Here is a 25,136-nt window from a genome sequence, read left to right as displayed (position 1 = left end):
ATTCTTAGATAATAACCAACTTATGGAAAATAACGCTAGAATGGCAAAGGTAAATAATAATAATCGTCCTTTTATGAAACTCAATGATTGAATCCTCTAATCACTCGCTGTGTATAATATGATGTTGAAAAATTAAATCGTGACTGTGAAGTTTGCGGCTTACCAAGATTATTTTGGATATAATCCTTATCTCCTGCCAAATAAGCGTCATCATCTAATGCTTCAAGTGCTTCTATATCCACTATCATCAATGTTATTACTTTTTCAAGACGCTCCAAATCAAATTGAAGATAATCTTGATTTGTTTCAATCAATGCTTTGTTACGCATCAATATTTCAAAAAGTAAGATCCCCGTACCAGCATCGAATGTCATATGCTGATCAGAACCTTTTGGATAACGGAACATGCGTTCTAATAGGATAAAATCCGTTATTTCTTTCCAAAATTTTAGATGACTTTGTAGCATAATACGCACTGTAATTAAATCAACTTTAATTTCTTCTAGAAGACCTGTAAACCAATTTAATTTTATATATAGATTTTTATCCAATGGCCGCGGTCCAGTATGATGTGCATAGTCATGGTAATAGTCCCACAAACAGCGAGCATCGTAAATATCTTCTTTAGATAAGTTACGACTATGCAATTGACCAAACAGAAATTTACTATCTCGACCGAGTAAACGTTCAGCTTCCACAATTGTCTGCTTGTTGTAAATATCAAAGAATTTACTGAAAAAAAACAAAGCAAATGCTTGCTTATCAATTTTTTTAGCAGTTGCTACAGATTCTGGAAATAGTACAATGCAATTGCCTTCTAAAAACCCCCTTGACGCTATTCCCATTTTTATACATTGAAATGGTGATACATATAATTATTTGTATATTTTGAGGCGTCAGCCAGATAGGCTGTTTCATGACGATATCCTGTAACTAATTCCAACCGGAATCCTTCTGGATCAGGTCCATTCGTTGCACGCATTGGAGCCAAGAAAAACAAGGGAGCATCTGGTAATGGGGCTTTGAAAGCAGCTAAAGTGTTATCAAATTGAGGAGGGGTCGTTAAACCGCTGAGCATCCACTGATGAAGATCATCAGAAATGGTCGCTAAAAGTTTTGGAGATAATCCGTCAAGAATATTGGCATGGTGGTTTAGCAGAGTGATCAATTCATTGATCATATTACGATCTGCCGAAGTTGGTTTCTTAATGCTCCCATCTCGTTCTTGGCGCATACGGAATTTGTCAACTAAGTTAACAATGGAAAGAAGCGCTTCAGATTTTTTCATGATGAGTTGACTTTAGTGAGTGGAGCAAAAAGGCTATTGGCACTTGTCCAAAATTTTCGACAATACTCAGCCTATAGCGATTTGCCGCAACCGATGTTGTGATACAAGAATCGGCTTTTTCAGCCTTACAAAGAACGGCTGCATCAGCATTGTTGTTGGCAAATACTTTGTCATATTGATAAGCTACAAGAGATTGCGGGGCAGGATGAGTCGCTACGGTTTTAATTTCATCAGCGTTATTGCGTTTAGCTAAAACCATAGAGTGAGTAGGCATGATAAAGCTGTCAAATAATTGCATATCACCTAAACGGGTAAATATGAGTGTACGCAAATCAAGGTAAGCAGCACAGCTTAAGTGATATTCATCCTTTTTCTGAGCAAGTTCATTAAAGGCTTCTTCAAGAGTTGCGTATTATATAATACGGGATTTCGAGTCAGTGGACAAAATATTTTGATTCTGATTGTCAAGCTACCACTGCGCTGCAGCTGCACAGTTAGTATCTGCAGGGCCAAGTGTATAGATAAAAGTATTATTTTCAGGTTGCATGATCTCTATTCTTTTAATTATGTGCTTAAATTTAAATTAGTGCAATATCTAGAGTATATCAAGCACAATGCGTTAAGTAATTTAGTGCTTTATAATAATGTATATGTGAAAGCAAATTTACGATATAATTTGGTCTTTTCATTATTTTATCATGCCGTAAAACACCGTCGTTTAGGGGAGATTAAGGAAAAATTCTATGCAAGGGGTATTTATTGGATATGTTAGACGAATGATTAGAATGGTTAAGTGAAGGTGAATGATACGTAAAACACACCGCTCTATCATTTTTTATGATAAGCTTTTTGGTTTTAATATTTTGCAAAAATTGCTTTTGAAGCTGTCCGTGTCGATAACATTATTGTAGGTGGATAATAAGCAAAATAGTAAAGCGTGATCATTTTTATTATCGTATTCAATATATTCAGCTTTTTAATTAAGATAATATTTTAACAAATTACTCTATATTCATGACTTTAATTGAATACATGAAAAGATATTATCATTGTCTTGTTTGTAAAAGAAACATGAAATATAACTCTTAAATCAGATTGGGATTGGCTAGATCTTTTTCCTTCTTTGAGGCATGGGAAGGTCGGATTAAATCTTATTAAAATGTATAAAACTTGGATAAAATAGTCGCTTTCTTGAAAAGATCAGAGGTAAACAAATATGCGTGAGATTTTGGATCATTTTGATATGCCATTGAATAAGAATAAAAAAAGTGCTGTTCAAAAGATTCAAAATCTTTCATGCCAATCACACCCAAAACGGTTTTATAGACAAGTGAAGATTGCTTGTGAGGAGGTCGGCTTTACGATTTTGTTGGATGAACATCCCGTTAAAACGCCCGCAAGGCGTCATTTCCATGTGCCAACAGAAGTGTTTGCTGAATACGTTGCTCAGGAATTTGAGAGCCAAAAGCACGTTGTTGATCCTGCAAAAATGCCGATGACGCGTTTGGTTAATACTGTTATTGATGGTATTGCTGATGATATGCAGGTTGTTTTTGAAGATTTATTGCGTTTTGTTGCATGTGATATGATCTTTTATCGTGCACAGACACCTAAAGAGTTGGTGCAAAAACAATCTGAACAATGGGATCCTTTATTAGATTGGGCAGAAAAAAAACTGGGTGCAAGGTTTTATTTGACAGAAGGGCTGATGCATGTGGAACAATCACCAGAAGCAGTTCAAGCTGTGAGCCATTATTTACGTAGCGTTGAGTCTCCTTATATGCTTGCCGCACTTCATATGATGACAACCTTAACGGGATCTGCTCTCATTGCTCTTGCTGTTGCTGCGGGAAATATTGATTCTGATCATGCTTGGTCTATTGCCCATTTAGATGAAGATTGGATGATGGAACAATGGGGAATAGATAAAGAAACAATGGTACGCCGTGCTCACAAAAAAGTTGAATTTAAGGCAGCTGCTACAATTGTTACAACTTGTTTATAGGGGTAAATCTTTTATTTACATGCATTCTTTTCGCTTAGAGTATTTTTGTGATTTTTTGAGGATTGATTTTTACTTTTTCAAGTCCAGGAAATAGTTCATTGGTTATGTTTAAGAGCGTTTCGTCATTCCTACGGATAAAATACCATTGGTTATCGTGAAGTAGGGCAATAATTTCAGTTTGAATAGAGCATTTTTTTCCAGCATTTGTTGTGGTTACAAGCTCCACGGGTATAACAAAATAAGGGGTGCCATTATCAAGTGTACCTTCGCGTTTTTGTTTTTGGTCAATGTGGATCGTTTCAATCTTGTAACTTTCTGCCAACCGTTCTATTTGGCTTTTCATGATTTGTCGAAATTGTGATTGACTAAGATTTTTTTTGGCGGTTAAGCGGTTGATGATTTGGGGAGGAATAGCATTTAAAATGACATTTGCATCGGCATTTTTAAGTGCTTTACTATAAGCAAATGTCGCTTTTTCAAGAGCTATGAGTTTTTGGTTGGTTATTGTATGTGCTTGAGTTGTTGATGTGATAAAGACAATGCATAAAAGAACGGGAATGAGAAAACAAATTCGCGGCATTAGAGACCTTGTTAGTTCATTTGAAGAGATTCAACACATTATAAAGGAAAAGCGGATGAGCAAAAAGCCTCTTGCGCTGTTGCATGAGAAGAATATCCACAAAAATGGAGGCTTTTGCCTCCATTTTTAAAATCAAAAGAATGCATATTGATTGTTTAAACAGAATAGTACATATCAAATTCAACAGGATGAGGTGTTGTTTCGTAGCGCAAGACTTCTTGCATCTTTACTTGAATGAAGGAATTAATCTGATCATCATCAAAAACGTCGCCAGCTTTAAGAAAGCTACGATCTTTGTCAAGTGCGTCAAGTGCTTCACGCAGACTTCCTGAAACAGTAGGGATTTCTTTGAGTTCTTTTAAGGGAAGATCATAAAGATCTTTATCCATAGCATGTCCGGGATGAATTTTGTTTTTGATACCATCAAGACCAGCCATTAAAAGGGCTGCAAATGCCAAATAGGGATTTGCTGTTGGGTCTGGAAAACGAACTTCTACGCGTTTTGAATTTGGTGAGGAGCTCATTGGAATGCGGCAAGATGCAGAACGATTACGTGCTGAATAGGCAAGAAGAACAGGAGCTTCATAACCAGGAACCAAACGTTTATAGGAATTTGTGGATGGGTTGGTAAAAGCATTGACTGCTTTTGCGTGCTTAATAACACCACCGATAAAAAATAAACAGGTTTCTGATAATCCGGCATATTCATTTCCTGCAAAAATGGGTTTGCCATCTTTCCAAATGGAGATGTGGACATGCATTCCGGAGCCGTTATCACCAAAAACTGGTTTTGGCATGAAGGTTGCTGTTTTCCCATAACTGTTTGCTATTTGATGTACAACATATTTAAAAATTTGCATCTTGTCAGCCTCGCGAACGAGTGTATCAAAACGAATACCCAATTCATGTTGGCCTGCTGCTACTTCGTGATGGTGTTTTTCGACCTGTACGCCCATATCCTTGAGTGCTGTGAGCATTTCAGAACGCATATCTTGGCAGGAATCAATCGGCGGAACAGGAAGGTATCCTCCCTTTATTCGTGGGCGATGCCCTAGATTGCCTGTTTCATATTCCGTGTCATCATTGGAGGGAAGTTCACTTGAATCGAGTTTAAACCCTGTGTTGTAAGGATCCGTTTTATAGCGCACATCATCAAAGATAAAAAACTCTGCTTCTGGACCTACATTGATTGTATCTCCAATGCCTAAAGATTTCATATAAACCTCAGCCCTTTTGGCGATAGAACGAGGATCTCTACGATAAAACTCACCAGAGACAGGATCAAGTACATCACAAAATATGACCAAAGTAGATTGAGCAAAAAAAGGATCAATATGTGCTGTTTCTGGATCTGGCATTAAAACCATGTCAGATTCATTAATTGTTTTCCAACCAGCAATTGAAGAACCATCAAACATGACACCATCACTAAAAGTATCCTCGCTGATCTCTGCGATATCCATTGTAATGTGATGCAATTTTCCTCGTGGATCAGTAAAACGTAAATCAACAAAACGGATTTCATTGTCTGTAATCTGTTTGATAATATCTGATGCGGTTGTCATATTCAATTTCCTTAATATGGCGTTGAGGTGGATAAAAAAGTGAATTCTCTCATTATTTATTAAAGGGCATCGATACCGGTTTCGTCCGTGCCTATACGAATTGCATCATCAATGGAAAAGACAAATATTTTTCCATCTCCTATATGTTTGGTTTGAGCTGCTTTACGTATTGCATCAACAGTTTGTTCCAGTTTTTCATCGGACACAACAATTTCAATTTTTACTTTAGGTAGAAAGTCAACAACATATTTCGTGCCACGATAAAGTTCTGTATGCTCCCTTTGACGACCAAAACCTTTTGCTTCTGTTACTGTAATACCATGTACCCCAATTTTTTGAAGCGCTTCTTTCACTTCATCAAGTTTGAAAGGTTTTATAATGGCTTCAATTTTTTTCATGCTGAAATTATCTCCAACGTTATTTTGTCTTTTTAGACTGCATCACATTATATTGACAACTGTAAGATGTCCAACAGATACTTTGTGCACAAAAAGTCGAAAATAATGACACTCTATGCTCATTTAGGAGAGTTTCTTTTGTAGAATACAGCCAAATACTGTTTTTTTGGAAAAATCTTACAATTCTTTTTCAAGAATTAAAATAATATAATAAAAGAATTTTGTTTCTTTTTTGTTAGATAATACGTTGATTTGTAAGGATAATTAGACGTTTTCTATATAGAATGAGAAACTCTAATAGCGTAAGATTTTCTCATTCTAGCTTTTTACCGTCAATCAATCAAACCGATACCTTTATATATTATAAATAGTACGAGTATGTGGATAAAAACATTAAAAAAAAGAAATAAAATGCTTTTTATGAAAGCTTTCGATCACTAAAGGTTTTACAATATTAGGGGGGAGGGCAGATAAATATTGGAAAAGAGTGTGATGATGCCGATTATGCTCTTTCATAAACGTAAAAATGGTGGTGTACAATAATGGATTTACCATTATAGCATTCATAGGTGCTGTCGTGAAATGGGCTTGAGAGCGTTGAGAAATATTTCTTTAAAACAGGTGTGTGAATTGGCGATGCGAATATATTCAGTTTGGGGCGTTTTGTCCCTTCGTGAGGAATGTGATTCCATTAAGGAACGCGATAAACAAAAGCGTGAAGCAATGGGCAATCTTCATTATAAGATATTGCTACGGCTTCCCTTGAAATCATAAAGATAAATTAAAAGGAGGTGTAAAGATAGGAGCTTATTTATACCCTTAAAACTTCGTATTCTTCCCAAATTAGGTTGTCTGGTCGTTTAAGGTATAAACAAAACAGAGAATAAATGTGCAGTTATGCGCGCATTCCTATTTGGCAATATGAAAACTGAAACAGCTTATAAAGTGCTAAATTGTTTTTAGTCTTTGCTTCAAACATGTTGCACCACTGGAATTAGGTGTTGGTTTACAGGTAACAATAACAGTACAGGCTTTGTTCGTATGCTGTATTTTACAATGGAAAGCGTTTTTAAGAATTGGAATTATAGAGAGATTGGCGCAGTAAAACATCTTTTAGAAATTTTCCCGTATAGGAGGCGGGAACCTTAATGATGTCCTCAGGGCGTCCAATTGCAACAATTTCGCCACCGCGATCTCCACCTTCTGGTCCTAGATCAATAATCCAGTCGGCTGTCTTTATAACATCAAGATTATGTTCAATGACTATAACTGTGTTACCCTGCTCGACTAGTTCATGCAGCACTTCAAGAAGTTTGGAAATATCGTGAAAATGTAAGCCTGTTGTCGGTTCATCCAAAATATAGAGTGTACGTCCCGTTGTTTTACGTGAAAGTTCTTTCGCAAGTTTCACACGTTGTGCTTCCCCACCAGAAAGTGTGGTTGCTTGCTGTCCTACTTTTATGTAACCCAATCCTACTTTAATGAGAGTTTCCATTTTATTATGAATAGCGGGAATAGCTTGGAAAAATTCCTCTGCCTTTTCAATTGTCATATCCAAAATATCGGCTATAGACTGTCCTTTGAATTTTATTTCTAGTGTTTCTCGATTATAGCGTTTTCCTTTACAGACATCACAAGTAACATAGACATCAGGTAAAAAGTGCATTTCAATTTTGATGACTCCATCACCTTGACATGCTTCACAACGTCCTCCTTTAACATTAAATGAAAAACGCCCAGCTTTGTAACCACGGGCTTTTGATTCTGGAAGATCGGCAAACCACTCACGAATCGGTGTAAAAGCACCTGTATAGGTTGCGGGATTAGAGCGTGGGGTGCGCCCAATAGGGGACTGGTTGATATCGATGACTTTATCAAGAAATTCTAATCCTTCAATTTTGTCATAGCTGGCAGGGCTATGATGAGAGCCCATGATATGATGTGATGCTGCTTTGAAAAGCGTTTCAATAAGAAATGTTGATTTTCCTCCTCCAGAAACACCGGTTACGCATGTGAAGGTTCCAAGAGGGATGCTCGCATTGATATTTTTGAGGTTATTGCCTTTGGCGCCGATGACTTTAAGTGTTTTCGTTTTTGATATTTTGCGTCGCTCTGTCGGCATTTTAACAGCCATTTTGCCTGAAAGGTATTGGCCTGTGAGAGAGGCTGAATTTTCTATAATTTCCTGTGGTGTCCCTTGCGCTATGATTTCTCCACCATGAACGCCCGCGGCAGGGCCCATATCGACAACATAATCTGCTGTGAGAATAGCATCTTCATCATGCTCAACGACAATAACTGTATTGCCAAGATTGCGTAAATGGCGCAGCATTTCCAAAAGACGTTCGTTATCGCGTTGGTGTAAACCGATAGATGGTTCATCTAAAATATAAAGAACACCTGTAAGACCAGAACCAATTTGGGAAGCTAACCGAATGCGTTGACTTTCTCCACCTGAAAGCGTTCCTGAATTTCGAGACAAGGTAAGATATTCCAATCCTACATGATTTAAAAAAGCTAAGCGTTCACGAATTTCTTTTAAAATACGTACGGCGATATTACGTTGTTTTTCTGTGAGATATTGATGAATATTGGCAAACCAATCATCTGCCTTTAGAATAGAAAGATCTGATATTTGCCCAATATGCATTCCGTTGATTTTTACAGCAAGTGCCTCTGGTTTTAAACGATAACCGTGACAAGCTGGGCAGGGCGAAGAGGACATATAACGTTCGATTTCTTCTCGAGACCAAGCAGAATCGGTTTCTTTCCAGCGTCTCTCCATATTAGGGATGATTCCTTCAAAAGGTTGTGTTGTTTTATGCAAACCAGAATTATTTTTATAGATAAAAGAAATTTCATCTTTTTTTGTACCATAGAGGATAGCCTGTTGTGCTTCATTAGAGAGTTCACACCATTGATCTGTGAGTTTGAAACCGTAAGCTTTTCCTAATGCTTCTAAGGTTTGGCTATAATAAAGTGAATCCGATTTAGCCCAAGGAGCAATGGCTCCATTCTTTAGGGTAAGATTTTTATTTGGCACAATTTTTAGTGGATCCATTGCCTTTTTGATACCCAATCCATCGCAGAGAGGGCAAGCTCCAAAAGGATTATTGAACGAAAAAAGGCGTGGTTCAATTTCAGGAATAGAAAAACCAGATATAGGGCAGGAAAACTTTTCTGAAAAAATGAGCCGTTTATGTGTATCATTTTTTGATTTATGAGCAGATTCCTTTGTTGTTTCTTTTTGTGCCAAGGGCTGGTCTGCCATTTCAGCTATGGCAAGTCCATTTGCTAATTGTAAACAGGTTTCTATACTATCAGCCAAGCGAGAGGTGATATCCTTTTGTACAACAATGCGGTCTACCACGACATCGATGTCGTGTTTATATTTTTTATCAAGAGGTGGAATATCAGGGATTTCATAAAATTCGCCATCAACTTTAGCGCGTTGAAATCCTCTTTTTAAAAGTTCTGTTAGCTCTTTTTTATATTCTCCCTTTCGTCCTCGCACCAAGGGTGCCATAATAAAAATCCGTGTTCCTTCTGGTAAGGACATAATTTGATCTACCATTTGGCTTACTGTTTGGCTTTCAATAGGAAGTCCTGTTGCAGGAGAATGAGGAATGCCAATACGTGCAAAGAGAAGACGCATGTAATCGTGGATTTCAGTAACGGTACCTACCGTTGAACGAGGATTGCGACTGGTTGTTTTTTGTTCAATGGAGATAGCTGGAGAGAGACCGTCTATGCGGTCGACATCGGGTTTTTGCATGACTTCCAAAAATTGGCGTGCATAGGCTGAAAGGCTTTCGACATAGCGGCGTTGTCCTTCAGCGTAAATTGTATCAAAAGCTAAGGATGATTTCCCTGATCCAGAAAGTCCTGTTATAACAATGAGTTTGTCACGAGGCAGATCGAGATCAATATTTTTAAGGTTATGCTCACGTGCACCGCGAATGGAGATATATTTTTGATGAGTCATACTTTATCCTTGGCATATGTGGCAAAAATTGAGCACCTAAAATGGAATAAAACTGTTTTTTTAGAATTACAATGTGTTTAACTGCTTTAATGCAAAAGGAAGGTATAAGTTTTGTGAAAAAAATACAAATGAGCAGCTTTTTATTTTCCCATGGTGGAATAAACTATGCGTTTTTATCATCTTTTGTTATAGTTACACGGATACAATATTGGGAAAGGATAGCAATACCCATATTGATGGTTAATTGCAGACATGTAAATTGAAGGTCAAGATGGTTATAGCTGTTATATAGGTTATAACTGTTATATAACAAAGTATTTTACGAATTAAAATTTTGGAGTTTATGCGATGGCTGGTAGCCTTAATAAAGTTATTTTGATTGGTAATCTTGGTGCGGATCCTGAAATCCGCCGTTTGAATTCTGGTGATCAAGTGGCAAATCTGCGTATTGCTACTTCAGAGAGTTGGCGTGATCGGAATACAAATGAGCGAAAAGAACGTACTGAGTGGCATAGTATTGTTATTTTTAATGAAAACCTTGTCAAAGTTGCAGAGCAATATTTAAAAAAAGGCAGCAAAATTTATATTGAGGGGCAGCTACAGACACGGAAATGGCAAGACCAAAATGGAAATGACCGTTATACAACAGAGATTGTTTTGCAAAAGTACCGTGGCGAATTACAAATGCTTGATGGGCGGGGAGCAGCGGGCGGAGAGCAAGGTGCAAGTCAAGGGGGGAATTATAGTGGTGGCTTTGCCGATAGTCACTCAAATCAGAGAAATACTTTTGGTCAAAATAATAATCAATTGGAAGAAAGTTTTTCACACAAATTAGATGATGACGTACCTTTTTAAGATTCTTTAATTGTAGTATTATGATCACCTTATGATTTGTTTGTTTCAGATTTTTGAAGTTTAACGAAGTGGAAATTATTAATTATTATTGGTAATTTAAAATATAAATTAATAACATCTTGAAAAATATTGTTAAATTTCTCCTTTGTCATGGAAGAGAAATTAGCATTTTTGTGTATTTTTCGCTATAAATTAAAGTAAAATGATTCTTTTTTGAAAGTTTTGAAATTGTGACCGATCTTACTCCACACCCAGAACGTGATGTGCTAACCGGTATTGAACCAATCAGTATTATTGATGAAATGCAACGCTCCTATCTCGATTACGCGATGAGCGTGATTGTTTCACGTGCACTCCCTGATGTCCGTGATGGTCTTAAACCTGTTCATCGACGTATCCTTCATGCTATGAATGAGATGGGGCTTTCTTTCAATAAGTCGTATCGTAAGTCTGCTGGTGTTGTTGGTGAGGTTATGGGGAAATTCCATCCCCATGGTGATGCTTCAATTTACGATGCTTTAGTGCGTATGGCGCAGGACTTTTCTTTAAGAAATCCATTGATTGATGGTCAGGGAAATTTTGGTTCTGTTGATGGAGATCCACCCGCGGCCATGCGCTATACTGAGTGTCGTTTAGAAAAAGTTTCAGAAGAACTTTTAGCTGATATTGATAAAGATACTGTTGATTTTCAGGATAATTACGATGGGCGTGAGCGTGAACCGGTTGTCTTACCAGCGCGTTTTCCCAATCTTTTGGTTAATGGGTCAGGGGGGATTGCTGTGGGAATGGCAACCAATATTCCTCCCCATAATCTTGGTGAAGTCGTTGATGGTTGTATCGCTTTGATTGATAATCCCGATATCACACTCGATAAAATAATTGAAATTATTCCTGGTCCGGATTTTCCTACAGGGGGCATTATCCTCGGACATTCTGGTGTTCGTGCAGCTTATGAAACAGGGCGTGGCTCAGTCATTATGCGTGCTAAAGTTGAGATCGAAGAAATTCGCAGTGGTCGACAAGCAATTATTGTGAGTGAGATCCCTTATCAAGTTAATAAGGCAACGATGATTGAGAAAATGGCCGAATTGGTGCGCGATAAACGCATTGAGGGAATCTCTGATTTGCGTGACGAATCTGATCGTGATGGATATCGGGTTGTTATTGAGCTGAAGAAAGATGTTGTTGCGGAAGTTGTTTTAAACCAATTATATCGTTATACGCCGCTACAAACTTCCTTTGGTTGTAATATGGTTGCTTTGAATGGGGGAAAACCCGAACAGATGACGTTGCTTGATATGCTTCGTGCATTTGTTTCTTTTAGGGAAGAAGTTGTCAGTCGGCGAACAAAATATCTTTTGCGTAAAGCACGTGAGCGAGCACATGTTTTGGTTGGTCTTGCCCTTGCTGTTGCCAATATTGATGAAATTATAGCACTTATTCGCAAAGCTCCTGATCCGCAGACAGCACGTGCACAGTTAATGGAGCGACGCTGGCCAGCGATGGATGTTGCGCCCTTGATTAAACTTATTGATGATCCTCGTCATATTATTCATGAGGATGGTACTTATAATCTCTCTGAAGAACAGGCGCGTGCTATTTTAGAATTGCGTTTGCAACGATTGACAGCCCTTGGGCGTGATGAAATCGCTGATGAATTGAATAAAATTGGTGTGGATATCGCTGACTATCTTGATATCTTGGCATCACGCGTGCGCATTATGTGTATTGTTAAGGATGAGTTGAGTGCTCTTCGTGAGGAGTTTGCAACGCCGCGACGTACTGTATTTGGTTTTGGTAGTGCTGAGATGGAGAGTGAAGATCTGATCGCACCAGAGGATATGGTGGTAACGGTGAGCCATAGTGGCTATATTAAACGTGTGCCTCTTAATACCTATCGTGCACAGCGGCGTGGTGGTAAGGGGCGTTCTGGTATGTCCACGAAGGATGAGGATTTTGTAACGCGATTGTTTGTTGCCAATACGCATACTCCGGTTCTTTTCTTTTCATCACGTGGGATTGTTTATAAGGAAAAAGTTTGGCGACTGCCGCTGGGAACACCCCAATCGCGTGGGCGGGCTTTGATCAATATGCTTCCCTTACAACAAGGTGAGCGTATTACAACGATTATGCCTTTGCCTGAAGATGAAGCGAGCTGGAGTGCATTGGATGTTATGTTTGCCACAACGCGTGGAACTGTGCGTCGTAATAAATTGTCAGATTTCGTTCAGGTTAATCGTAATGGTAAAATTGCAATGAAACTTGATGAAGAAGATGAAATTCTTTCTGTTGAAACCTGTACAGAACATGATGATGTTGTTCTAACAACAGCCAATGGACAGTGTATCCGTTTCCCAGTTGTTGATGTTCGTGTTTTTGCTGGTCGTAATTCTGTGGGAGTTCGTGGTATCAATTTAGCTAAAGGCGATAAAGTCATTTCGATGACAATTTTAGAGCATGTCGAGGCGACGTCCATTGAGCGTTCTGCTTATATTAAACGTGTCATGAATGAGCGGCGTGCTTCTGGTGCAGATTCTGATGTTGAAGATATTGTAACTCTTGATGAGGAAGACGGGGGGGCTGAAACAGAGTTAACAGATGAACGTTATGCAGAACTTCATGCACGTGAACAAATGCTTTTGACGGTGAGTGAGTTTGGTTATGGTAAACGCTCTTCTTCCTATGAGTTTCGGATTTCGGGACGTGGTGGAAAAGGGATTCGTGCAACAGATCCATCTAAAACAGCTGAAATTGGTAAATTAATAGCGGCTTTTCCGGTGAAGGCGCAAGATCAAATTATGTTGGTATCAGATGGGGGACAGCTTATTCGTGTCCCTGTGGAGGGAATTCGTACTGCTGGGCGCTCAACTAAGGGAGTCACCATTTTTAATACAGCCAAAGGTGAAAAAGTCGTATCGGTTGAACGTATTTCTGAACCTGAAGATGATACGAGTTCATTAGATGATGAAGGTGAGAAACATTCTGATACAGTTGATATGAGCGAAGAAAAATAATTTTGAAGAGGATGGAGTAAAATCATGAAAATTGCTCTTTACGCGGGTTCTTTTGATCCTCTTACAAATGGTCATCTTGATGTTTTGAAAGGGTGTTTTGTGTTAGCTGATAAGGTGGTCGTCGCCATAGGGATACAGGCTGGCAAAAAAACACTCTTTAGCTTTGAAGAGCGTGTTGATTTCATTACCCAGGTAGGGAAAGACTTGCTTGGTGCAGATTCTAATCGATTGCAGGTTCTTTCATTCAACAACCTTCTCATTGAGAAGGCGCGTGAAGTTGGTGCTTCATTTCTCATTCGTGGATTGCGTGATGGTACTGATCTTGATTATGAAATGCAAATGGCAGGGATGAATGGCGTTATGGCTCCTGAATTGCAAACTGTTTTTTTGCCGGCAAGCGTTTCTGGACGTGCGATAACTTCTACATTGGTACGCCAAATTGCTGCTATGGGAGGTGATGTGACACCATTTGTACCGCCCAATATTGCACAAGCTTTGAGCTCGAAATTCCAATCTTTTAGGGGAGAATAATTGTGTCTCGTAGAATTTTTGCTGTTTTGATATGTGTGTTTTGTTTTTTTTCATTGTCCGCTGTCGCTGGTAATTCTAGCCAAGCAAGTGATGCAAGTCTTCTTGTTTTATCTCTCAAAGATGGTGATGTCATTATTCGTCTGCGTCCTGATTTGGCGCCAAAACATGTTGCACAAATTAAAAGATTAACAGAGGAGGGGGCCTATAATAATGTTGTGTTTCATCGCGTTATTCCTAATTTCATGGCACAAACTGGTGATGTAAAGTTTGGAAAAAAAGGCAGTAGAGATTTTGATCTGAAACGCGTTGGTACGGGTGGCTCAAATTATCCCAATATACTGGCAGAGTTTTCAAAGCAGCCGTTTAAGCGTGGTACTGTTGGGATGGCACGGTCACAAGACCCAGATTCCGCGAATTCTCAATTCTTCATTTGTTTTGACGATGCTGCTTTTTTAAATGGTCAGTATACGGTTGTTGGAGAGGTTATAAAGGGGATGGATGTTGTTGATAAAATAAAAAAAGGGACGACAAGTAATAATGGATCTGTAAACAATCCTGATGTTATTAATGCTGCTACTTTACAAGTTGAGAAATGAATCAAAGGAGCTTTCCATATGGTTGAGAATAAAAATCCAGAGAATACTTTAATTCTTGAAACAACAAAGGGCAGAGTTGTTATTGAGCTTTTTGCTGATTTAGCGCCAAAACATGTTGCACGTATTAAAGAACTGGTACGTGAAGGTGCTTATGATAATGTTATTTTCCATCGCGTTATTGATGGTTTTATGGCGCAAACAGGGGATGTGCAATTTGGAAAGAAGGATAGTGAAAAATTCAATTTATCCCGTGCGGGTATGGGAGGGGCAGAAAAACCAAATTTAACAGCAGAGTTTTCAAATCTTTCTCATAAGCGTGGTACAGTTTCTATGGCACGTAGTCAGAATCCAAATTCTGCTAATTCTCAGTTTTTTATTTGTTTTGCAGATGCTCCGTGGCTTGATCGTCAATATTCCATATGGGGGCAAGTTGTTGAAGGCATGGAAAATGTTGATAAAATTAAACGTGGTGAGCCTGTTTCAGATCCAGATTCAATTATCAAAGCCGTTATTGCTGCGGATGCAAAATAGTATAAATTATACTAATTTCAATTGTAAGTTTCTAAGAAAAATACTCTTTTCTGATCAATAAAGGCACTCGAAACTCTTTGGTAGCATCAAGCTTATCTTTTATAATTTCAAGCTAAGCATTGTTCATATATTTCCTTCAATCGGATCTTCCTGAAGAATATAACGCAAAGGATTTGTATAAACACCTGTCAGAATAAGAAAACACAAAGTCTGTTGTGTTATGATTGTTGCTTGGTAAAGTGTTTTATAAAAAATTCGGCATTTTTCTTCAATCCATTGCCGGTCTATTAATGGTTTTATGATGTTACTTTTTTGAGAGAGCGTGTGCTTTTGTTGCTGCTTGTAAATCAATATCCAATCCTAATACAGCAGCATATTTGAAATACATATTAAGACGGATAAGAGCCTTACGAGTTTTTCCAGTTTTCCTAGTAAGGTGGAAAACCAGTATATATATCATTGGTGTAATCTTTAAAACAAGAAGACAGTTTAATCTTAGAGGAATATAACGGCGCAGAGGTGAAATAAATGGCTCGTCTTGCCATTTCCTTTTTAATTCAGCTTTACTTTTTTAAAAATATCTAAAGCAATATCGTTTAAATAATGAAGTTTGTGCATAGCTTTACGCTTTTATTTTTCTCGTTTTTTAATAGAGGAACGCTCCAAACGGAATATACTTAATGTTGCACATTTACGTGTTTTTTAAGAAGCATTTCTCAATACATATCAACATTTACTTCCACGATGATATTCATGGCGTGTGTAGTTTTTAAAGCTATAAATAGTATAAAACCTATTATACATCACTATCTTTAAAGCTTGTGAAGGAGGAAAACGGGTACCATCATACGCTTTTTCAGCCTCTAATGTTACGATAGAGCTTTTGGTATTTGAGAATCTTTACAAAAAGCATTTTTAGTTTTTAAAAGTGCTTTTATTTACACGTTAATTTCTTTTGTGAATTATCTCAAGTGCCAAGAGCTATCTCAATATTGTGAGTGGATAAATGATTACGCTCATTTGCGCTTTTATTAAGCGTGAGGATCGCCGTGTCCAATAGATGAAAATTTTTATCTGTAAAAGTAAAGAATATTATAAGCTGTATAATGCGTTCAGAATTTTCTTTTATGCCTACAAAGTTACTGCTTATGGAAGTATGTGAGTATGAGATTATTGTGATAATAATTTTGCAATTCTATTAAGGCGTTAGTGCATTAAGCGTAGGTATCTTGAGGTATGACATTATAAGGATTTTACTATTTTTTCGGAGCTAGATTATCACTTTTATTATGGTGATTTCTTAACAAAAAATGTTCTTTTATCTCGTTTAATTTTTTATGCTGGTTACAATATTGAGCGAATCAAAAATTAATTCATAAAGCTTATGACTATGCTCGTAAGGGGATATCTTTTTTCTTTCTATAGAGATATGCATTGATGGAATCAAAAAGACGAGAGTTATGATAAAGACATTTCATTATAGAAAAATTGCTCAAGATGGGTATGCACGTCGAGGTGAAATTATAACGGGGCGAGGATGTGTTCGTACACCCGCATTTATGCCTGTTGGGACGGCAGGAACCGTTAAGGCTATGTATATGGATCAGATACGTGATCTTGGTGCAGATATCATTTTGGGAAATACTTATCATTTAATGTTACGTCCAGGAGCTGAACGTGTTGCGCGTTTGGGAGGATTACATGAATTTTCACGCTGGAGTGGACCTATTTTAACCGATTCTGGTGGCTTTCAGGTTATGTCATTGGCGGGAATCCGTAAAATTACTGAACAAGGTGTGATTTTTCGTTCTTACATTAATGGAGCTTACTATGAAATGAGTCCAGAGCGTTCTATCGAAATTCAAGGACTTCTTGATGCGGATATTCAGATGCAGTTGGATCAATGTATTGCATTACCTGCAACTGAAAAAGAAATGGAAGAAGCTATGGAACTTTCATTGCGGTGGGCGCAGCGTTGTAAAACAGCTTTTGGAGATCAGCCCGATAAAGCATTGTTTGGGATTGTTCAAGGCGGTGATAATATGAAACTGCGTGAGCGTTCTGCTCAAGCATTAAAAGAAATGGATTTAAAAGGTTACGCTATTGGAGGGCTTGCTGTTGGTGAGCCGCAGAGTGTTATGACAGCAGTATTGGATACGACTTGTCCGATTTTACCAGAGGATAAACCACGCTATCTTATGGGAGTAGGGACACCTGATGATATTTTACAAAGTGTTGCTCGTGGTGTTGATATGTTTGATTGTGTTATGCCGACGCGTGCAGGACGCCATGGTTTAGCTTTTACCCGCTTTGGTAGAATTAATTTGCGTAATGCGCGTTATGCAGAAGATCCACATCCTCTTGATCCACAGTCACTTTGTCCAGCAGCACATGATTATAGTTGTGCTTATTTGCATCATTTGATCAAATCTGGTGAGTCTCTTGGGGGGATGTTGTTGACTTGGAATAATCTTTTTTATTACCAACAACTGATGCAGGGAATTCGTGATGCGATCGAAGAAGGCTGTTACGCTGATTTTTGCACTGAAACGCGTGCTCTATGGGCACAAGGACGCTAAAATATTAATCGTAATATAGCGTCTCATGTTTTTATTGAATTTATTCTTGTATTTACAAATTTAGCTAAAAATATGAAATTAGAAACACCTTCCAAAATTATAAAATTGCACTATCTTAAAATATAGCAGTGCGGTTTTATAGGGCACATATTCTTTTTCTAATTGCTACATAAAACAGAAACTGTTACTCCGGTACGCGCTACCTGATCCGGAGAAAAACAGTTTATTTCTGTTTCTGATAACTGTTTAAAGCAACAATGTTAATGAGGCGTTAGCGAACTCTTAAAGAAGTATGAAAATTGTATTTTTATGAGCTACTTTGTGTTTTTTATTACTAAAGGTAAAGAATGGGTTATACACAACCGCACAGATAATTTTTTAGATAATTAAAATAAAAATAAAGTAATATTACAATATTTAAAATATTAAAATTTTATATTTTAGGTTTTTATTATATTTATATCTTAATATAATTATTATTTACAAAAGATTTATGTATTATTATTAATGTATAAAATAAAAACTATATATATCATATCATGAAAAATTTAAATATTAATCATGATAATTAGCATATTTATAAAATATCGATAAATACATTGAAAAATACTTATCATTTTTATTTTCTGCTTTGTTTATAGAATTTATCTGAAAATAATCATAATATATTTACGTGAATATTTTAATTTATAGATATGAGTTAGATATCTGATGCAATTCCTCTGTTAGATGAGAAGGGGTAAAGATGCCCCAAAAAGGATATTTAATAAATCTAGAAACCAAGCGCTATTATTATGAGAATTTTCAAAGGATTCTATAATAATTTATAAGAATGGCGTAAAGTTGAAATTATAGCTTATCGATTTGGAGGATCTGCACTCAGGTAACAAAAATAAAGCAACAATAATTTGGGGAGAAGTTTTATCTTTGTATCAAGACAATGATGAGATGTTGTTCACTGGTTTGAAATGCATTATTCGACAAATTTTAGAAGTATTTATAGGGTATAGTATATCATTGTAAAATAAAGGTTTCACTGTAAAATTGGAACTGCTGAAAAGAGGAGACAAAGTTTATTATTTGGCAGCTCTGATAAAAATAGGTGAATACGTCTATAGCTTTTAGGCTTGCAAAGATTTTCTGTTAAAGAATCTTACTTAAAATTCCATAAAATGCTTTTATATATCAAAATATTTCTGAAACTTTATTGGGGACTATTGGGCATGTGTATAACAATGTTTTGAATTTTTGTTTGTGTGTATTACAGATAGCTACAGTTAAAACTCCTATCCAGAAGTGATGATATGAGAGATTCTTATAAACAAAAGGTTCTTGTATTGGGAATTGATTCGAGAGTACGGCGTTTAATAATTTTAGCTCTTGCAGTGGGGAGTTTTGCTATTGGTACTGCAGAGTTTGTTGCAATGGGGCTACTGCCAGAGATGGCACGAAGTTCATATGTTGATATTCCTACCGCTGGTCAATATATTTCTGCTTATGCATTAGGAGTTGTGATTGGAGCACCTCTTTTAGCTGTTGCAACAGCTCAGGTATCACGCAAAACTGTTTTGATAGGATTGATGCTTTTTTATGCCTTAGCAAATGTTGCTAGTGCCTTTTTTTCTGATTTTAGCATATTAGTCGTATTACGCTTTCTTAGTGGTCTTCCCCATGGAATCTATTTTGGACTTGCATCTATGGTTGCCTCTTCAATGGTAGAAATGAATGAGCGTTCTAAAGCTGTTGGATATGTTATGCTTGGCTTAACAATTGCAACCGTTTTAGGAGCACCCAGTGCTACGTGGATTGGGCAACTTATTGGTTGGCAGATTGCTTTTGTCCTTGTGGGTATGATTGCTTTATTATGTTGTTTGCTTATTTGGAATTTTTTGCCTTGTGATTTAAGTTTTCCAAAAACAAATCCTTTGCAAGAAATGGGTGCATTAAAACAAAAGCAGGTGTGGCTTCTTTTGTTGATGGTTTCGGTGGGAGCGTCAGGATTATTTTCTGTTTTCACTTATATCAAGTCAACATTAATGCATATTTCTGGTGTTTCACTTGAGTGGGTACCATTTATCATGCCGTTAGTTGGATTGGGAATGGTGGTAGGAAATCTCTTGGGGCCTAAGTTAGCTGTTAAAATTGGTATTTCGCCGATGATATTTTTTTCTATGCTTTGGAGCGTATTTGTTTTTTTTCTTTTTTTCTTTTTATCCTATGCTCCGTTAACAGCAGCAATAGGATGCTTTTTTGTTGGAACTTCTTTTGCTTCTATGCCTTCTGTACAAACAAAAATTATGGATGTTGCACTACAGGGACAGATTTTGGCAGGAGCATTAATGCAGTCTGCTTTTAATATTGCCAACGCTCTTGGTGCAGAATCTGGAGCATTAGTTTTAAAATTGGGCTATAGTTATGAATATACAGCTGTTTTAGGAAGTGTTCTAACTTTGTGTGGATTAATGATTTTTTGCATCTCATGGTATATGGAGAAGCATGCTTAATACTTTTCATTTTTTTAATGAAGAAGGTAATTTTATATTTATTTAATTATTGGAATGTCCTGTTGGATTTTTAAATATGCAGTAAGAAATGCGTAGCGCTAGTGGAATAGCAAAACAAAATAAAAAACCAATAAGCACTATAAGAAGAGTTTTTGCTGCTAAGATCATTCCTATTGTTCCTCCAGGATTAAAGAGTCCGGCAAGATTGGTGATAACTCCGGCTAGAGTTGCACTCAATGCAGCTGAAAATAGTTGTACGGAGGTAAGGGATTCACTGGCACGTAGAGCATCTTCATCATTTGTACATTGTAAGATCCGTGTGAGCAAATGTGGCCATGCTATGCCCGCACTGATTCCAATAGAAAATAGTGCTAAGCAAATAATAAAAATATATTCAAGTGTGGAAACTTTTGTTGGGATGAGCCATAAAAGAATCACTATGCCTAACAGTTTTAATAGGGGTGAGTATACAATGATGTTACGAATTTTTTTTGTGGATACAGCAGCACTTAAGAGGGCTCCACACGTCCACCCTAGGCTCATAAGTGCTGCTATATAACCGGCTATAAGTGGACCTTGTCCATGAAGCTCTTGAAGAAAAAGTGGTAAATAAAGTTCTATACTGTATACGACTGTCGTCATAATGAGTATTAATGCGTAAACAGGAAAAATTTCAGAAGAGAAAGAGAAGGATTTGCGCGGCAACATAGGATGAAAGCTAGATGATTCAATTTTTGCTAGAACAAATAGAAGACTAAGTCCGATAACTAATCCACAAATTTTTGCTATTGTTGTGTCCATAGCTCCTCCAACAGAAATAATAAAAATCAATAAGGTGAGTGTGAGAAGCTGGAGAAGAGGGAGGGGGGATGCTGGAACATAGTTTTCATTCTTTTGGGGTAAAATTTTAAAGGCGATGAGTGAGAAGAATATAGCTAATGCGCCAATGATCCAAAAGGATGCTCTCCATAGTCCATAATATACAGAAATTCCTCCGATCGCTGGTCCTAACAAGGTTGATATTCCCCACATTCCAGAGATAACACTTAATGCGTGTGACCATAAAGATGGGCTGAATACAATACGTACCATGGAATAGGATAAAGATAACAAAGCACCACTTCCCAATCCTTGAATAAAGCGTCCTATTAAAAATAATGGCATAGATGAAGAAATGCTGCACAGGAAGGTGCCTAGAGTAAAGATAAGTCCAGAGATAACATAAGCGTTGCGAGGACCTAATTTCTCTAATATTTTTGTTGCAAGTGAAGTACCAAGGAGTGAAGCTGTAATAAAGACAGTCGCCACCCAAGAATAATATATTTCACTGCCAATATGCTTCATAAGGGAAGGTAAAATAGTAATAACAATATAGACGTTGGTGGCGTGTAATACAACACCACCTGTAAACGTTAAAAAGCAAAGACCATTTTTACCCGATAAAAGCGCAGACCAGCTTTGTTTTTTCACTGTTTTTTGCTATTTAATAAAAATTTATCCTCTTTTTACTTATAAGGTACTTCTTTGAATTTGCCAAGAAAAATTCAAAGCTCTGTTTAGAGCTTTGAATTTTAATTTAAGTAATAACTTAATTGCCTATTGCTTTTTTGAGATTCTCATCAATTTTGTCGAGGAAACCTGTTGTAGAAAGCCATTTTTGTTTAGGCCCAATCAAAAGTGCGAGATCTTTAGTCATAAAACCTTCTTCGACGGTTTTGATACAAACTTCTTCCAATGTCGTGGAAAAGTTTTTTAACTTCTCATTGTTATCTAGTTTAGCACGGTGTGCCAGTCCACGTGTCCATGCAAAAATAGATGCAATAGAATTTGTTGATGTTTCTTCGCCTTTTTGATGTTGACGATAATGACGTGTTACGGTGCCGTGTGCTGCTTCTGCTTCAACAATTTTACCATCAGGTGTCATGAGAACAGAAGTCATGAGACCAAGAGAACCAAAGCCTTGGGCAACAATATCAGATTGAACATCACCATCATAGTTTTTACATGCCCATACGTATCCACCTGACCACTTTAATGCAGAAGCAACCATATCATCAATAAGACGGTGTTCGTAATATAATTTACGGTTTTCAAATTCAGTTTTAAATTCCGTATCAAATATTTCTTGAAAGATATCTTTAAAACGACCATCGTACGTTTTTAGAATGGTATTTTTTGTTGAAAGATAAACTGGAATATTCCGTTGTAGTCCATAATTAAAGGATGCGCGGGCAAAATCACGAATTGACTCATCAAGGTTATACATAGCCATAGCAACTCCTGCACTTGGGGCATCAAAAACCTCATGTTCAATAACTTGATTATCGTCACCTACAAATTTAATACTTAATTTCCCTTTCCCTGGAAATTTAAAATCTGTTGCCTTGTACTGATCACCAAAAGCGTGACGTCCGATAATAATTGGCTTTGTCCAGTTAGGAACAAGGCGAGGGACGTTTTTACAGATAATGGGTTCGCGAAAAATGACTCCTCCTAAAATATTGCGGATTGTGCCATTAGGTGATTTCCACATTTTTTTTAGGTTAAATTCTTTAACGCGGGCCTCATCAGGTGTGATGGTTGCACATTTTATACCTACCCCATATTTTTTGATAGCATTGGCAGAATCGATTGTTACCTGATCATTGGTTGCATCACGATTTTCGACGGAAAGATCATAATATTTGAGATCAATGTCGAGATAGGGATGGATTAATTTATCCTTGATATATTTCCAGATGATGCGGGTCATCTCATCCCCATCAAGTTCAACAACGGGGTTTTCTACTTTGATCTTTACCATTAGAAATCCTTTTTCTTTTAAGCGATACTACTTTATAGCACTTTCAAGTTTATAATGAAAAGTAAAAACAAGGGAAAAAAGCATTCAAATATGAGCTTTTATAATATATTATCAATAGAGTGTAAAATTTTGTTGGAGAGTTTAATTTTTGAAAAGAAGTGATGTGTTTGCAAAATTATAATTATTCTATGATTGATGAAGAATTTGTTTAATAAATAAGGTAGTTAGATCACTGAGGAAGAGGGATTATGCACGTTTATTATCCGAGATTCCATTTAATAAGTTGATCGTATTCTAAATTATAGTTTCTTGATTTGTTGTGTTAGGTGAATAAGCATCTATTTTTTATACCGCTATTTCAATTCTAAGATTACAGTTTGTTTATAAAAAAGTTTAATGTGATAAGAAAGGCATTGTAATTAGAAATGCTTTATATAAAATGCGTTTTGGGATAAATTTCAGTTTTGAAGGTTGGAAAAAACGTATAAATGATGCGGCTGGTTTTAATTTAAAAATTAACAGCATACGCAAAATATGGCTTATAAAATCACCGTACCATGAGCTAGAATACTCTAATTCTTATATTTTATCGATTCTTACTGTTTTTAACTGTGCGCAGCAAAAAACTACCCTAGAAATGCAACAAAGAAATTAATCAGCTAATGATTCTTGTATCCTTTTTACGAAAAGATTCCTTTTAAGATCTTATTCCCCCGTTTTTATTTATGCATCCCTTTTTTAAAAACACGAATAAAATGAATATATTACACATAGAAAGAAGGATGATGGTACGCCCAAGGGGCGGGTATAGATTAAATAAAATCAAAGAATTATATAGAATATAAGGGAATAGGTGAATCTTGATTCTATTACGTTTTTTTGTCTCTACCCCTAACTTTTTTGGAGCTTTTTTATAGCTGCAAGAGCTAGTCTTTTACGATCTGCGCTCTTTGTATAAAGAGATGCCATTTGATCTTCTGTCCAGCCAAAAATTGCTTTGAGTTGTGATACTGTTGCACCAGAGTTAGCTGCGCGTGTTGCTGCTAATTTTCTTAATCCATGCGCCGATTTTTTAATTCCAGCCGCATTACAAGCGTCTCTAAATGCATTCCCAAAGCTTTCTTTGGTGAATTTTTGATTCATTTTACTACAGATGAATGTTTCTACTCCAATAGGACCAATTTCAAGTGTTTTGGCTAATTCCGGTAAAATAGGTAGAAAGACATCTGTCTGGAATTTACTTTTTTCTGTTTTGAGATGAATGATATTATCTTTGACATCTTTCCAGCCAATGCGTACCGCATCACCACGACGCAAGCCCGTATATAAAAGAACATCAATCCAGACACGTTCATGGGTACCATGATGCCATCTTTGATAATATTTCTCAACATCTTCTTCTGTCCAAACAGGAAAGCCATCTTTGTTTTTGAGGGGTGGTCTTTTTATTCCTAAAGCTGGGTTATTTTCCAAAAGACCTTGATCAATTGCCCAATTAAAAAGTCCATTAAGGGCTTTCAGGAAGTTTCTAGCCATTGCTGGTGTTTCTTTACGCCGTTCAACACCGGCTATAATATGTTTCTTTTCAATTGCTTGGTATGGAATATTTCCTATGGTATCACATACCTTCATAAGGATGAGTTCTTTTTGTTTTTGGGTGACTTTAGAAAGGCTATGCCAATTGGAGCTGTTAAAGTATTGTTTAAGCAGCCATGCAAATGACCCTTCAACAAGTTTACCGGTTTTGGATTTAGGAAGTATAAGCCCTTGTAACTCGGCAAGTGCGCTTTTATAGTTGTCAACAAATTCTTGCGTTCCATAGGTACCGCGTATTCTAATACGTGGTCCATGACCAATACGTACATACCATATAATTTTACCATGGCGTGTGACTTCTTTGAC

At 37.0% G+C, this 25,136-nt stretch carries 18 protein-coding genes and 1 pseudogene; 8 read left to right on the top strand and 11 right to left on the bottom strand.

Annotated elements, in window-relative coordinates; translation table 11 throughout:
* Positions 1–80: 80 nt before the first annotated feature.
* The 3 genes from ACFIK6_RS07495 to ACFIK6_RS07485 are packed head-to-tail and all read right to left on the bottom strand — an operon-like array spanning position 81 to position 1,562.
* Positions 81–845, bottom strand: coding sequence for a DUF6421 family protein (locus ACFIK6_RS07495; RefSeq protein ID WP_375642410.1), 765 nt, complete (start codon positions 843–845; stop codon positions 81–83).
* A 2-nt stretch (positions 846–847) separates the two neighbouring features.
* Positions 848–1,288 carry a hypothetical protein gene (locus tag ACFIK6_RS07490; RefSeq protein WP_375642411.1) on the bottom strand — a complete coding sequence of 147 codons (441 nt, stop codon included), beginning with the start codon at positions 1,286–1,288 and terminating at the stop codon, positions 848–850.
* Positions 1,275–1,562, bottom strand: a complete 288-nt coding sequence (locus tag ACFIK6_RS07485) for a hypothetical protein (protein ID WP_375677513.1) — start codon at positions 1,560–1,562, stop codon at positions 1,275–1,277. The genes ACFIK6_RS07490 and ACFIK6_RS07485 overlap by 14 nt, the downstream gene beginning before the upstream one ends.
* A 942-nt stretch (positions 1,563–2,504) precedes the next feature.
* On the opposite strand from ACFIK6_RS07485, the gene ACFIK6_RS07480 reads away from it, so the two are divergent.
* Positions 2,505–3,293, top strand: a complete 789-nt coding sequence (locus ACFIK6_RS07480; RefSeq protein ID WP_375642413.1) for an ATP12 family chaperone protein — start codon at positions 2,505–2,507, stop codon at positions 3,291–3,293.
* 34 nt (positions 3,294–3,327) lie between these two features.
* On the opposite strand, the gene ACFIK6_RS07475 is transcribed toward ACFIK6_RS07480, so the two are convergent.
* From ACFIK6_RS07475 to uvrA, 4 genes are all read right to left on the bottom strand, one after another.
* Entirely contained in the window at positions 3,328–3,873 is a 546-nt protein-coding gene (locus ACFIK6_RS07475) for a hypothetical protein (protein ID WP_375642414.1), read from the bottom strand.
* Between the two features lie 155 nt (positions 3,874–4,028).
* Positions 4,029–5,438, bottom strand: coding sequence for a type I glutamate--ammonia ligase (gene glnA, locus ACFIK6_RS07470; RefSeq protein WP_375642415.1), 1,410 nt, complete (start codon positions 5,436–5,438; stop codon positions 4,029–4,031).
* Positions 5,439–5,497: 59 nt separating this feature from the next.
* A complete protein-coding gene (locus ACFIK6_RS07465; protein ID WP_273723943.1) occupies positions 5,498–5,836 on the bottom strand; it encodes a P-II family nitrogen regulator in 339 nt (112 codons plus the stop codon).
* Between the two features lie 1,069 nt (positions 5,837–6,905).
* On the bottom strand, positions 6,906–9,821 hold the full coding sequence (gene uvrA / locus ACFIK6_RS07460) for an excinuclease ABC subunit UvrA (RefSeq protein WP_375642416.1): 2,916 nt from the start codon (positions 9,819–9,821) through the stop codon (positions 6,906–6,908).
* Between the two features lie 348 nt (positions 9,822–10,169).
* Here uvrA and ssb point away from each other — a divergent pair, with 348 nt between their 5' ends.
* The 5 genes and pseudogenes from ssb to ACFIK6_RS07435 all read left to right on the top strand — a co-directional run bounded on the left by ssb (position 10,170) and on the right by ACFIK6_RS07435 (position 15,348).
* Positions 10,170–10,676, top strand: coding sequence for a single-stranded DNA-binding protein (gene ssb / locus ACFIK6_RS07455; protein ID WP_273723946.1), 507 nt, complete (start codon positions 10,170–10,172; stop codon positions 10,674–10,676).
* Positions 10,677–10,906: 230 nt separating this feature from the next.
* Positions 10,907–13,690: a DNA gyrase subunit A gene (gene gyrA, locus ACFIK6_RS07450; RefSeq protein WP_375642417.1), complete on the top strand. Its 2,784-nt coding sequence runs from the start codon at positions 10,907–10,909 to the stop codon at positions 13,688–13,690.
* Positions 13,691–13,714: 24 nt separating this feature from the next.
* Positions 13,715–14,234, top strand: a pseudogene (gene coaD, locus ACFIK6_RS07445) (pantetheine-phosphate adenylyltransferase).
* Positions 14,224–14,817 (top strand): peptidylprolyl isomerase, encoded by a 594-nt coding sequence (locus ACFIK6_RS07440; RefSeq protein WP_375677512.1) that lies wholly within the window; start codon positions 14,224–14,226, stop codon positions 14,815–14,817. Before coaD ends, ACFIK6_RS07440 begins: the two are co-directional and overlap by 11 nt.
* A gap of 18 nt (positions 14,818–14,835) precedes the next feature.
* The gene (locus ACFIK6_RS07435; protein ID WP_375677511.1) at positions 14,836–15,348 is read left to right on the top strand and encodes a peptidylprolyl isomerase; all 513 of its coding nucleotides are present in this window, start codon (positions 14,836–14,838) and stop codon (positions 15,346–15,348) included.
* 304 nt (positions 15,349–15,652) lie between these two features.
* Here ACFIK6_RS07435 and ACFIK6_RS07430 read toward each other — a convergent pair whose 3' ends face one another.
* Positions 15,653–15,808 carry a hypothetical protein gene (locus tag ACFIK6_RS07430; protein ID WP_375677510.1) on the bottom strand — a complete coding sequence of 52 codons (156 nt, stop codon included), beginning with the start codon at positions 15,806–15,808 and terminating at the stop codon, positions 15,653–15,655.
* A 1,000-nt stretch (positions 15,809–16,808) separates the two neighbouring features.
* On the opposite strand from ACFIK6_RS07430, the gene tgt reads away from it, so the two are divergent.
* Both tgt and ACFIK6_RS07420 read left to right on the top strand, forming a co-directional pair.
* Complete coding sequence (tgt, locus tag ACFIK6_RS07425) at positions 16,809–17,927, top strand: tRNA guanosine(34) transglycosylase Tgt (RefSeq protein WP_375642421.1); 1,119 nt, start codon at positions 16,809–16,811, stop codon at positions 17,925–17,927.
* 1,304 nt (positions 17,928–19,231) lie between these two features.
* Entirely contained in the window at positions 19,232–20,431 is a 1,200-nt protein-coding gene (locus ACFIK6_RS07420) for an MFS transporter (RefSeq protein ID WP_375642422.1), read from the top strand.
* A 42-nt stretch (positions 20,432–20,473) separates the two neighbouring features.
* Here the strand turns inward: ACFIK6_RS07420 and ACFIK6_RS07415 are convergent, their stop codons facing one another.
* The 3 genes from ACFIK6_RS07415 to ACFIK6_RS07405 all read right to left on the bottom strand — a co-directional run.
* Positions 20,474–21,901: an MFS transporter gene (locus ACFIK6_RS07415; RefSeq protein ID WP_375642423.1), complete on the bottom strand. Its 1,428-nt coding sequence runs from the start codon at positions 21,899–21,901 to the stop codon at positions 20,474–20,476.
* Positions 21,902–22,019: 118 nt separating this feature from the next.
* Complete coding sequence (locus tag ACFIK6_RS07410) at positions 22,020–23,234, bottom strand: NADP-dependent isocitrate dehydrogenase (protein WP_375642424.1); 1,215 nt, start codon at positions 23,232–23,234, stop codon at positions 22,020–22,022.
* A gap of 891 nt (positions 23,235–24,125) precedes the next feature.
* Positions 24,126–25,136 (bottom strand): tyrosine-type recombinase/integrase (locus ACFIK6_RS07405; RefSeq protein ID WP_375677509.1); only part of this gene is annotated, 1,011 nt, incomplete at its 5' end.

The sequence above is a fragment of the Bartonella sp. AS69XJJH genome, from assembly GCF_042195585.1.
Lineage (GTDB): Bacteria > Pseudomonadota > Alphaproteobacteria > Rhizobiales > Rhizobiaceae > Bartonella.
The sequence above is the reverse complement of the archived record's forward strand: the minus strand, read 5'-3'. Positions and strand labels throughout refer to the sequence as shown.